This window comes from Pseudomonas sp. GP01-A4 (assembly GCF_058780865.1).
In genome coordinates this window covers 39,473-51,408 of the sequence record NZ_JBYSWF010000038.1, presented here as the reverse complement: position 1 = coordinate 51,408, position 11,936 = coordinate 39,473, and the positions used below count along the sequence as shown (strand labels likewise).

At 60.9% G+C, this 11,936-nt stretch carries 13 protein-coding genes; 12 read left to right on the top strand and 1 reads right to left on the bottom strand.

Annotation, left to right across the window (positions count from 1 at the left end):
• Positions 1–95: 95 nt before the first annotated feature.
• The 4 genes from cbiE to AC3WKX_RS20895 all read left to right on the top strand — a co-directional run bounded on the left by cbiE (position 96) and on the right by AC3WKX_RS20895 (position 2,912).
• Entirely contained in the window at positions 96–1,301 is a 1,206-nt protein-coding gene (gene cbiE, locus AC3WKX_RS20910; RefSeq protein WP_102368009.1) for a precorrin-6y C5,15-methyltransferase (decarboxylating) subunit CbiE, read from the top strand.
• Positions 1,298–2,023, top strand: a complete 726-nt coding sequence (locus AC3WKX_RS20905; protein WP_008439030.1) for a cobalt-precorrin-6A reductase — start codon at positions 1,298–1,300, stop codon at positions 2,021–2,023. Before cbiE ends, AC3WKX_RS20905 begins: the two co-directional genes overlap by 4 nt.
• 125 nt (positions 2,024–2,148) lie before the next feature.
• Positions 2,149–2,427 (top strand): hypothetical protein, encoded by a 279-nt coding sequence (locus tag AC3WKX_RS20900; RefSeq protein ID WP_102606172.1) that lies wholly within the window; start codon positions 2,149–2,151, stop codon positions 2,425–2,427.
• Positions 2,424–2,912: a PIN domain-containing protein gene (locus AC3WKX_RS20895; protein ID WP_102606171.1), complete on the top strand. Its 489-nt coding sequence runs from the start codon at positions 2,424–2,426 to the stop codon at positions 2,910–2,912. Before AC3WKX_RS20900 ends, AC3WKX_RS20895 begins: the two co-directional genes overlap by 4 nt.
• A gap of 58 nt (positions 2,913–2,970) precedes the next feature.
• Here AC3WKX_RS20895 and AC3WKX_RS20890 read toward each other — a convergent pair whose 3' ends face one another.
• Entirely contained in the window at positions 2,971–3,210 is a 240-nt protein-coding gene (locus AC3WKX_RS20890; RefSeq protein WP_003217349.1) for a DUF6124 family protein, read from the bottom strand.
• Between the two features lie 640 nt (positions 3,211–3,850).
• Between AC3WKX_RS20890 and AC3WKX_RS20885 the strand changes: the two genes are divergently transcribed.
• The 8 genes from AC3WKX_RS20885 to AC3WKX_RS20850 all read left to right on the top strand — a co-directional run bounded on the left by AC3WKX_RS20885 (position 3,851) and on the right by AC3WKX_RS20850 (position 11,825).
• Positions 3,851–4,153, top strand: a complete 303-nt coding sequence (locus AC3WKX_RS20885) for a type II toxin-antitoxin system RelE/ParE family toxin (protein WP_008439032.1) — start codon at positions 3,851–3,853, stop codon at positions 4,151–4,153.
• 3 nt (positions 4,154–4,156) lie between these two features.
• Entirely contained in the window at positions 4,157–4,444 is a 288-nt protein-coding gene (locus AC3WKX_RS20880) for an addiction module antidote protein (RefSeq protein WP_008439033.1), read from the top strand.
• A 97-nt stretch (positions 4,445–4,541) separates the two neighbouring features.
• Positions 4,542–4,937, top strand: coding sequence for a DUF2946 domain-containing protein (locus tag AC3WKX_RS20875; RefSeq protein ID WP_003217351.1), 396 nt, complete (start codon positions 4,542–4,544; stop codon positions 4,935–4,937).
• Between the two features lie 46 nt (positions 4,938–4,983).
• Positions 4,984–5,466, top strand: coding sequence for a copper chaperone PCu(A)C (locus tag AC3WKX_RS20870; protein ID WP_102606170.1), 483 nt, complete (start codon positions 4,984–4,986; stop codon positions 5,464–5,466).
• A gap of 10 nt (positions 5,467–5,476) precedes the next feature.
• Positions 5,477–5,902, top strand: coding sequence for a DUF2946 domain-containing protein (locus AC3WKX_RS20865; RefSeq protein WP_166742140.1), 426 nt, complete (start codon positions 5,477–5,479; stop codon positions 5,900–5,902).
• 93 nt (positions 5,903–5,995) lie between these two features.
• Complete coding sequence (locus AC3WKX_RS20860) at positions 5,996–8,068, top strand: TonB-dependent copper receptor (protein WP_102605730.1); 2,073 nt, start codon at positions 5,996–5,998, stop codon at positions 8,066–8,068.
• Positions 8,069–8,184: 116 nt separating this feature from the next.
• Complete coding sequence (locus AC3WKX_RS20855) at positions 8,185–9,567, top strand: PepSY-associated TM helix domain-containing protein (RefSeq protein ID WP_102605720.1); 1,383 nt, start codon at positions 8,185–8,187, stop codon at positions 9,565–9,567.
• A 152-nt stretch (positions 9,568–9,719) separates the two neighbouring features.
• Positions 9,720–11,825, top strand: coding sequence for a TonB-dependent receptor (locus tag AC3WKX_RS20850; RefSeq protein WP_102605721.1), 2,106 nt, complete (start codon positions 9,720–9,722; stop codon positions 11,823–11,825).
• The last annotated feature ends 111 nt before the right edge of the window (positions 11,826–11,936 follow it).

Below are 11,936 nucleotides of genomic sequence, written 5' to 3'. Positions count from 1 at the left end.
GGGGCTACCGGTTCACGGGTAAAGGCGCGGTATTATGCCTGCTTTGTCCGGCGGCATGAAAAGCCTGCCCGTCGGATGTCGTTCAAGGAATTCATATGTCGCCCTGGCTGACGGTAGTAGGCATCGGTGAAGACGGCTTCAAGGGCCTGGGCAGAAACGCCCGGCACGCCCTGTTGCGCGCCTCGCGCATTATTGGCGGGCAACGCCAGCTGGACTTGTTGCCGGTGTGCATCCGTGGCGAACGCCAGGTGTGGCCCAGCCCGTTTTCCCTGGAGCCGGTGCTGGCCAGGCGTGGTGAAGCGGTGTGCGTGCTGGCCAGCGGCGACCCGATGTTCTATGGCGTGGGTGCGAGCCTGGCGCGGCAGGTGCCGGCCGATGAGCTGCTGATTCTGCCGGCGCCCTCTTCCGTGTCCCTGGCGGCGGCGCGTCTGGGCTGGCCGTTGCAAGAGGTAGTGACGCTGTCGGTGGTTGCCCGGCCGATGGCGGCGCTGAATGCGCATCTGGCCAGCGGCGTGCGTTTGCTGGTGCTGAGCAATGACGGCCAGAGCCCGGCGGCGATTGCCACACAATTGGCCGAGCGCGGGTTTGGCGCAAGTCGCCTGAGTGTGTTTGAACACCTCGGCGGGCCGGATGAGCGCCGCATCGACGGCATCGCCCGGGATTGGCCTGGCGAACCGATTGCCGCGTTGAATCTGCTGGCCATCGACTGCGTGGCCGACGCCAACACAGCGCGCCTGTCACGCCTGGCAGGGCTGCCGGACTCGGCCTTCAGGCACGACGGCCAACTGACCAAGCGCGACGTGCGCGCCATGACCCTCGCCCGCCTCGCGCCGATGCCCGGTGAACTGCTGTGGGACGTGGGCGCGGGCAGCGGCTCCATCGGGATCGAATGGATGCGCGCCCACCCCAGCTGCCGCGCCCTGGCCATCGAGGCCGATGAAGGCCGGCAACTGTTGATCGAACATAACCGTGATGCCCTTGGCGTCCCCGGCCTGCAACTGATTCGCGGCACCGCGCCCCACGCCCTGAACGGGCTGGAAGCGCCGGACGCCATCTTCATCGGCGGCGGCGTCACCCGCGACGGCGTGCTCGACACTTGCTGGCAACACCTGCGCCCGGGCGGCCGGCTGGTGGCCAACGCCGTGACCCTGCAAAGTGAAATGACCCTGATGGCCTGGCGCGAACAACACGGCGGCGAGCTGACCCGCATTCATGTGGCCCAGGCCCAGCCACTGGGGGGCTTTGATACCTGGCGCCAGGCGCTGCCGATCACCCTGCTGGAAGTGATCAAGCCGCTATGAAACGCATCCTGCTGTTGGGCGGCGTGACGGAAGCCCTGGCCATCGCCCGCACACTGGGGCCCGAACATATCTACAGCCTGGCGGGTGTTGGCCGCGTTCCCACCGACCTTACGTGCCAGGTGCGCGTCGGTGGCTATGGCGGCGCGGAAGGTTTGGCGCAGTTCATTCGCGATGAAGGTATCGAGCTGGTGCTGGACGCGACCCATCCGTATGCCGCACAGATCAGCGCCAATGCCGCCCGTGCTGCGGGTGTGTGTGGCATTCCCTGCTGGGCCCTGCGCCGCCCGGCGTGGCAGCCACAGGCGGATGATGACTGGCGCGAAGTCGGTGACTGGGCGGAGTTGATTGAAGCTCTGAAACCCTTCAAGCGACCACTGTTCACGCTGGGCCGTGAACCGTTGCAACACCTCGACGAAATCCCCGCCGAGCAGTTCTGGACGTTGCGCGCACTGGATGTGTACCCCGGCAATGAACGCTGCGAAGTGATCGGCGCCCGTGGGCCGTTTTTGATCGAGGATGAGCGGGCATTGTTTGAGCGACGGCAAATTGATGTGCTGATCAGCAAGAACAGCGGCAGCACGGCTACCGAGCCGAAGCTGGAAGTGGCACGGGAGCGGGGGGTGCCGGTGTTGGTGTTGAGGCGGCCGGTGTTGGTGGCGGTGGATCAGGAGCTTTTGTCGCCCGCAGAAACAATCGAGTTATTGGCAGATTTCATTCGATAGATCAGGATCATCGCCCACCTCTATCAACTCTATTTGTGACTAAAGGGACGGCGATGAATCCACAACATGAACTGCTACACTCCAGAAACAGTTCAAGCCAGACTCAATTCTATTCAGGAGCTGACATGATAGACGTCAAAGAAGCCGTGCAAGTTGCCAAGGCAGCAGCCAATGACTTTCTCGGCCAGGAAACAGTGCTTCAGGACTTGATGCTTGAGGAAGTCGAGTTAAACCCAGGCGACAAAACGTGGGCAATAACACTTGGCTTCAATGTTCCAGCCCCTGATAAATATCAACGATTAGGCGCATCTTTAGCGGGACAAATGTACGCAAGAAAATATAAAATATTCTTCATTGACTCGGAGACTGGCGAGTTCCGCTCCATGAAGATCCGCGAAGTATGATCGAAACATATATCCGGCAATATCGAAGAAAAGGAATCATAGTCGACACCAACCTTCTGCTCTTGGTACTGATCGGAGGCACACCCAGTATTGCAGGCTTCAAAAGAACAAGCGGGTACACCGCCAAAGATTACAAACTTCTGCTTAACGTGATTGATCAATTCGAAAAGCTTATTTCAACTCCTCATATACTTGCGGAAGTCAGCAACCTTACAAACGGGCTTTATGGGAGCAAGCTACACGACTTCTACGCAACATTAAAAAAATCATTATCGACAGTCATTGAGATTCACTGCCCTGCTCTTGATATAAGTTGCGATTATGAGCTGTCGCCCTACGGACTTACCGACGTCGGTATTATCTGTGCAGCCAAAGATAATTATCTAGTTTTGACAGATGACCTAAGAGTCGCTGGATTTGCTCATCAGCACAGCGTAGATGTCGTGAACTTTAATCACATACGGGAAGCAAGCTGGGACGTTTAAAGGCGTCTCACGGGATCATTCCCACACATCAGCGCAGGAACGATCGATCATCGAAGTGTTAAATGCGTTTTCCGCCACCTTCGTGCACCCGATCAGCCAGTAACTCCGCCAGCTCGATCAACTGAGCGACGCCCAACAACTCCTCTCGCTTCGATCCTTCCAGGCTAAACGCCAAGTCGCAACTCAGCGCATTGGCCGAGGCGAGTGTTTCAATGAGGTTGACCAACAGGTCTTCGGTGCTGATTCCGTCGGCTACGGTGAACAGCCGAAAGGGGGGATTGGGGGTAGGTTTAATCATTGTGAAGCTCCTAAGGGATGTGAAGCTGCCACTGATCGCCGCGACGCGATGGAAGGTGGCAGCTGTGCGCAGGTTCGCGGACCGGTCCCTAGGCAACCCGGCATACCCGAAGGTATCCCGCGCACAGCCACCATAGCGCCGCACAGTAGACGATAAAAAAGCGTCAACTGAAAGCAGACGATGGCGCTTAGCGCCTATAGGATCCGGGCCGCGACGCCCGACCACTGAGTTTGCAGTGGTGTTCGGAGACTAGAGATTGAGTTTCCCAAGGACAACCGCCAATCACTGTCGGAAATTTCTGTGGAGGGCCTCCACATTCGAATCGAACACAATCCAAACTGTGGGAGCTGGCTTGCCTGCGATAGCATCACCTCGTTCCAGCAGGAAGACCGAGTCGCCTGTATCGCAAGGTGCAATGACCTCGTAGGAAAGCGCCTCAATCATCGACATCCTTTTGACAACCTCGCTTTAAAAACTGATTCGCCTTACACCCCCCTCCGAACCAGCCGGCTGGTTCAGCCAAAAGCCCTCGCCCTAAGCTCCCCTCCCGCAGTTTTGCACCAGAGTCTGCGATGGGGATGCACTGCTTTTGCGGAGCATCGTGACTTGTCATTCTGTATCCCAAGGAATACGATCCAAGATGATTCACTTCAAGAAATCCAAGCATTTCCTGGAGTGGCTTGATTCGTTAAACAATAAACCGGCCCGTGCACGCGTACTGGCAAGGTTGAATAACGCACAATCAGGCAACTTCGGAGACTGTGAGACAGTAGGAAATGGCGTTTCGGAAATGCGCATCCACTACGGTCCTGGATACCGGGTTTATTTCACTCGTAGAGAGGAGGTGGTTTACCTGTTGTTGATAGGCGGCGATAAATCAACGCAGAAACGCGATATCCAGCGCGCTAAGCAAATTGCAGCAGACTTTGAAAAAAAGGAGTAAGCCATGACTGAATTTACAGACTTCGACATAGCGGAACACCTCAAGACTCCTGAAGATATGGCCGAGTATCTTGAAGCGTGCTTCGAGGAGGATGCCGGTGACGGACTGCTTATTCGTTCAGCCCTCAACAACATCGCCCGCGCCCAAGGCATGACTCAAGTAGCCCGCGACGCAGGCCTCGGACGCGAAAGTTTATATAAAGCCCTCTCCAGCACTGGCAATCCCGAGTTCGCGACTATCATGAAGGTCATGAAAGCGCTCGGCCTGAAGCTGCACGCCACAGCTGGTTGATAGCACTGCGACACCAAACCACACCGCCCCTTTTTACTTATCCTCCCCGATCAGGCTAAATACCCACCTGATCGCTTAACCCTACGGATTGTCCGCCATGGCCCGTCAACGCTTTGCAATTGCCTGGATAGCCTGCCTTGCAGTGCTGTTCAATGCGTTTGCCATGCCGATGGCGAGCGCGATGCAGCAGGCGGATGACCCGGTCAAGCAATTGCTTTGGGGCAGTTTCTGCTCCTCCAATGCCAACAAGCTGACGGCCATTGCCCTGGGCAAGCTGGAGATTCCGGCGCCGCAGCAAGACGATCACTCCACCATGCAGCATTGCTGGTGCTGCTCGGGCTCGGCGCCATTAGTGGCGCTGCCGGGGCATTCACCAACACTGTATTTCGCAAGATTCGACGCGGTGCAAGACCTGCCGCCGCCGTCATTGCAATCCCCCACCCCGCGCCAGCAATGGCCGAGCCTTAACCCCCGCGCCTCTCCAACGGTCTGATTTCTTCGCAAGTGAACTGCGTTTAGAACCGTTCTGGAGAACTGCCATGCTCAAATCTTCCCTGCTTCTGGCTGCGTTGTTGCTGCCGGTGTGTGCTGCTGCCAATGCCGAAGACTTCAAGGTCGGCGAACTGGTGGTCAGCGAACCCTGGTCCCAGGAACTGCCGCCCAATGCGCCGACCGTCGCGGCGTATTTCGTGATTCATAACCAGGGCGAGCATGCGGATCGCTTGCTCAGCGTCGACACGCCCGTGGCCGCCAAGGCCGAACTGCATGAGCATGTGATGCAGGGCGATCTGATGAAGATGCAGCAAGTGACCAGCGTCGCGGTGCCGGCCAAAGGTGACCTGGCGTTCGCGCCCATGGCCTACCACGTGATGCTGCTGGACCTGAAGGACCGCAGCGTTTTGCGCGACGGCCAGCATTTCCCGCTGACCCTGAACTTTGAAAAGGCCGGGCCAGTGAAGGTGGAAGTGTCAGTGCAGAAGCAGCCGCCCATGGCCAGCCACGAACACATGCACGCCCAATAGATAAACCTTGATGGGCGCCCCACGCGCCAGGTTGTCCCCGCACCGCCGTAAGCCTGTAGGCCTTATGCGCGGCAGCTGGATCAGCCTGTTCGCCATGCTGATGATCTTTATCGGTCCGCTGATTTCCCAAGCGATGCCGATGGATCATCACGCCGGCATGTCGATGGAAATGTCCATGGACGCGCCGAGCTGCCATGGCGACGCCAAGCCTGCGACCGATCACCACAAAGCACCCGACGAACACCACGTGCTCTGGGAAAAGTGCGGCTATTGCAGCCTGCTCTTCAGTTGCCCGGCGCTGCCTGGCAGCGTGTCGTTTGTCACCCTCGGCAGCCCGCCGCCCGCCAACGCCCTGACCCCCGCCCCACGCCTGGGCCATGCCCGGCAAACCGTGTTCCCCGGCGCCCGCAGCCGCGCCCCGCCCATCATCGCGTAAGCACCTCACACCGTTACTTCACCCCGGCCGACTTTAGACAGACAGCCGCAGGCTGCTGGCCGTGTTGTTTACGAATGAATGATGGAATTTTTCATGTCCAGGTTTTCTGCTGACACCCGTTTGGGATGTACTCCCGTTTTCGCCGTTCTGTGTGGCGCGCTGCTGGTTCCTCAGGTCCACGCCGACGAGCCTGCCGACCAGAACGAACTGAGCCCGACGGTGATCACCGCCATTGCCCCAAGCTCACCACTGACCGTCGTCACCAACCCGAAAGACCCGCGCCAACCGGTGCCCGCCAGCGATGGCGGCGACTACCTCAAGACCATCCCCGGCTTCGCCCTGGTGCGCAACGGCGGCACCAACGGCGACCCGGTGCTGCGGGGCATGTTCGGCTCACGTCTGAACATCCTCACCAACGGCAGCATGATGCTCGGCGCCTGCCCCGGCCGGATGGATGCGCCCACCTCCTATATCTCACCGGAAACCTACGACAAGCTCACCGTGATCAAAGGCCCGCAAACCGTGCTCTGGGGTCCGGGCGCTTCAGCCGGCACGGTCCTGTTCGAGCGCGAGCCTGAGCAATTCGGCGAGCTGGGCACGCGGGTCAACGCCAGCATCCTGGCGGGCTCCAACGGGCGTTTCGACAAAGTCGTCGACGCAGCAGCCGGCGGGCCGCTGGGTTATGTGCGGGTGATCGGCAACCAGGCCCACGCCGATGACTACAAGGACGGCAACAACGACACCGTCGCCTCGCGCTACGACAAGTGGAACGGCGACGTGGCCGTGGGCTGGACCCCGGACGCCGACACCCTGCTGGAACTCACCGCCGGCCGTGGCGATGGCGAAGCCCGCTACGCCGGGCGTGGCATGGACGGTTCGCAGTTTTTGCGCGAGAGCCTCGGATTGCGCTTCGAGAAATCGAACATCGGCGAGGTGCTGGATAAGGTCGAAGCGCAGGTCTACTACAACTACGCCGACCACGTGATGGACAACTACACCCTGCGCGTCCCGTCGGGCACCGGGATGATGGCCGGGCCCATGGCGGCCAACGTCGACCGCCGCACCCTCGGCGCCCGTATCAAGGCCACCTGGCGCTGGGCCGATGTGCAGTTGATCAGCGGCATTGATGCACAAACCAACGAACACCGCGAACGCAGCGCCATGGGCGTCGACACCTACAAGGACCTGCCCCGCAGCAAGGACGCCAACTTCCACAACTACGGGGTGTTCGGCGAACTGACCTGGTACGCCGCCGACCGCGACCGCCTGATCACCGGCGCCCGCGTCGACCGCGCCTCGGCCAAGGATTTCCGGCAAACCATCAGCTCCGGGATGATGAGCAGCCCCAACCCCACCGCCGGTAAAACCCGCGCCGATACGCTGCCGTCGGGCTTTGTGCGCTACGAGCACGATCTGGCGGACAGCCCTGCCACCCTGTACGCAGGACTTGGGCATTCGGAGCGTTTCCCTGATTACTGGGAGCTGTTTTCTCCCGACACCGGGTCGGTCGGTACCGTGAATGCCTTCGACGGTGTGAAGCCTGAAAAAACCACCCAGCTGGATTTTGGCCTGCAATACAAATCCGCCGATCTCGATGCCTGGGCCTCGGGCTACGTCGGCCAGGTGCGTGATTTCATCCTGTTCGACTACCAGCCGGGAATGATGGGCACCACCTCCCAGGCGCGCAATGTGGACGCGCGAATCATGGGCGGTGAATTGGGCGCAGCCTACAAGCTGACCGCCAACTGGAAGGCCGATGCCACCTTCGCCTACGCCTGGGGCAAGAACACCAGCGACGGCAAACCGCTGCCGCAGATCCCGCCGCTGGATGCGCGCTTCGGGCTCACCTACAGCCAGGACGACTGGAGCGCCGGCGCCTTGTGGCGGGTGGTCGCGGCGCAAAACCGCATCGACCAGAACAAGGGCAACGTGGTGGGCAAGGACTTCGACAAAAGCTCGGGGTTTGGCGTGTTCTCGCTGAACGCGGCGTATCGCATCAACAAGAATTTTAAGGTCAGCACCGGCGTCGACAACCTGTTCGGCAAGGCGTACGCCGAGCACTTGAACCTGGCCGGCAACGCCGGGTTCGGCTACCCGGCCAATGACCCGCAAGCCATCAAGGAACCGGGGCGCACGCTCTGGACCAAGGTGGACATGAGCTTCTAAGCGCATCGCAGGCAAGCCCGCTCCCACAGTTGCAATGCATTCCCTTGTGGGAGCGGGCTTGCCCGCGATGGCGTCCTCGATAACACAAAAAATCCAAGCCTTTGCGGAGCACCCTGATGAACCCACCGAAGATTTCCTTCTACAACCTGGCCTGGCGCTGGCATTTCTACGCCGGGCTGTTTGTCGCGCCGTTCATGGTGCTGCTGGCCCTGACCGGCATCATCTACCTGTTCAAACCCCAACTCGACCCGCTGATGTACGGCAACCTGCTGACCGTGCAAAGCGCCGAACACGCGCTGAGTGCCGACGAGCAACTGCAACGTGCCCAGGCTGCCTATCCACAAGGCAAGATCAGCAAGTACCTGCCACCTGCCGACGCCACCAGCAGCGCGCAATTCGTGATGCACAACGACGGGCGCGAAGTGACTGTATTCGTCGACCCGTATCGCGGCACCGTGCTCGGCGAACAGGACGCCAAGTACAACCTGCAAGCCATCGCCCGCGCGCTGCATGGCGAGTTGATGATCGGCACCGTCGGTGATCGCCTGGTGGAACTGGCCGCCGGCTGGGGCGTGATGCTGGTGATTTCGGGCGCGTATCTGTGGTGGCCGCGAGGCAAGTCGGCGGCGGGCATTCTGTGGCCGCGGCTGGGCAGCCGCGGTCGCTTGTTCTGGCGCGATCTGCACGCGGTCGCCGGTTTCTGGGGCGCGGCGTTCCTGCTGGTGATGCTCCTCAGCGGCATGACCTGGACCGGCTTCTGGGGCAAGCAATACGCCGAGCTGTGGAATAAATTCCCGGCGGCCATGTGGAACAACGTGCCGCAGTCCGACCAGCAGGCCCGCAGCCTCAACACCGCGAGCCAACAAACCGTGCCGTGGGCCATGGAAAACACGCCGATGCCGATGTCTGGCGAGCATGCCGAGCACATGAAGCACGCCGGCATGAGCCAGGGCCCGGCAGCCCCGAGTATCCGCCTGCAACAGGTGGTCGACCTCGCCAACTCACGCAAGGTCGAGCCCGGCTACAGCATCACCTTCCCCACCACTGCCGAAGGCGTGTTCACCCTCGCGGTGTTCGCCAACGACCCGCGCAATGACGCCACCCTGCATGTGGACCAATACTCCGGCAAGGTCCTGGCCGATGTGCGCTGGGAGCACTACAACAGCGTGGCGCGGGTTACCGAATCGGGCGTGATGCTGCACGAAGGCAAGATGTTTGGCGTGGTCAATCAGATCATCGTGCTGCTGATTTGCCTGATGATCCTGCTCAGCGCCGTCAGCGGTGTGGTGATCTGGTGGAAGCGTCGGCCACAGGGCAGCCTGGGGGTTCCACCGTTGCGCCATGACCTGCCGAAATGGAAAACCGCGATGGTAATCATGCTCGGGCTGGCGATTGTCTTTCCGCTGGTGGGCGCCTCGCTGATCGTGGTCTGGGCACTGGATCGCCTGGTGCTTTCACGGTGGTTTGGCCAACGTGAATCTGCCTCAGGTTCAGCGTGAAACAGACGAGATGCCCTACCTAGAGGCGTTATGTAGTCTTACGCGGGCTTTCGCCCACGCCGCACAAAGTGTTATATTGTAACACTTAATGCGTTCCCCCACTCGCCGCGCCCTGCGGCGAGTACCGTCTCGAAGAAGCGATTTATCGTCCGATGAACAAGTACCTTGCGTCCGGCCTGTGCCTGCTCGCCCTGCAAAACACTGCCCAGGCCCTGACGCTTCCCGCCAGTGCCGTCTCCGCCCCCGCTGTCGACGACGAGCGCGTCGACCTGAACACCCCGACCACGGCAGGTTCACGCCTGAACCTCACGGCCCTGCAAACCCCGGGCAGCGTTGAAAGCCAGACCGGCAAGCAGATTCGCGCACGGGGCGATGCCACGGTGCAGGACGCGATTTCCCGGGCCACCGGCATCAGCCGCACCGGCACGCCGGGCGACGGTGGTACCTCGTTGTCGGCACGCGGGTTCACCGGCCAGAGCTCGGTGCTGCAGTTGTACGACGGCGCGCGCATGTTCGATGGCGCGGGCACTTCCACCTTCCCGGTGGACACCTGGTCCGTTGAGCGGGTGGACGTACTGCGCGGCCCGGCCTCGGTGATGTACGGCCAGGGCGCCACCGGCGCGGTGATCAACACCATCGCGAAGAAACCCTTCGAGGGCGAGATCGAAAACCATATCCGCCTGGGCTACGGTTCTTATGACCGCCAGCAGCAAGCCCTCGACAGCGGCGGCTCGCTGACCGACACCCTGAGCTATCGCCTGAACATCAACCGCCTGCGCAGCAACGGTTTCATCGACCGCGGCGAGTCCGGCAGCGACTTCGTCAGCGGTGCCCTGCGCTGGCAGGCGGCGGATAACCTGAGCTTCACCCTGGCCTCCGACTACGGCGACCAGACCCCGCAAAACGACTACGGCACACCGCTGATCAACGGCCAGTTGCACAAGGGCCTGCGGGACAAGAACTACAACGTCAGCAACGATATCCAGCACTACAACGACCAGTGGACGCGCCTGACCAGCGAGTGGCAGATCAACGACAACGTCACCGCCACCAACGAACTGTCCTACCTGAAAAACCAGCGGCGCTGGCAGAACGCCGAGAGCTACAACTACGTCGACGGCGGCCTGGTGCGCCAGAGCTACCTGGGCATCAAGCACAACCAGGAACAGGTGGGCGACCGCCAGACCTTCACTTTCAAGCACACGCTGTTCGGCCTCGACAGCCAGACGGTGACGGGGGTGGAGTACAACCGCATTCGCTTCCGCCTGGCCAGCAACTCGCCGTTCGATGACCTGACGAACGCCGGCCAACCGGTGGACATCAACCACCCGGTACCGCAGCCGTTTGAAAGCGCCAGCCCCTTCATTCCGCAGTCCGTCAGCACCACCAAACAGCTGGCTGCGTTCGCCGAAAACCGCCTGCAACTGACCGATAAACTGTCGCTGATCACCGGCGTGCGCCGCGATTACCTGCACATCGACAGTGACTCCCTGGTGGATGGCAGCGACGCCAACAAGACCTTTACCGGCAACAACTGGAAAGCCGGCCTGGTCTACGCGATCACCCCGGACACCTCGGTCTACGGCCAGTACGCCACCAGCACCGACGGCGTCGGCAGCCTGATCACCCTGAGCCCGAGCCAGCAGCAGTTCGGCCTGTCCACCGCCAAGCAAACCGAGATCGGCCTCAAGCAGGCGTTCTGGGATTCCCGTGGTGAATGGACCCTGGCGGCCTACCACATCGTCAAAAAGAAACTGTTGGTGAGCATCCCAGGCACCACCCTCAAGGAACAAGTCGGCCAGCAATCCTCCAACGGCCTGGAAGCCAGCCTCGACCTGCAACTGCCCGATGCCTGGCAACTGCAAGCCAACGCTGCGATCGTGCGGGCGCAGTACGACGACTTCTCCGAAGTGGTCAACGGCCAGTCCGTGTCCCGCGACGGCAACCGCCCCACCGACGTGCCGCGCCGCACCGCCAACCTGTGGCTGAGCAAGGCCATCACTGACGACGTGCGTGCCGGTGCGGGTGTGCGTTATGTAGACTCGCGTTTCGCCAACACCGCCAACACCAGCGAAGTGCCGAGCTACACCGTGGTCGACGCCAGCGTTTCATGGAAAGCCATGCGCAACACGACATTGGGCCTGCAATTGAATAACCTGTTCGACCGCACTTACGCCGTCAGCCAATACAACGACGGCCAGCAATGGATCCTGGGCGAGCCGCGCTCGTTCTTCGTGACGGCGGACTACACCTTCTAACTGAACGCAACACTGTCCAAATGTGGGAGCGGGCTTGCTCGCGAATGCGGTGTGTCAGGCACTGTATCTGTTACTGATCCACCGCTTTCGCGAGCAAGCCCGCTCCCACAT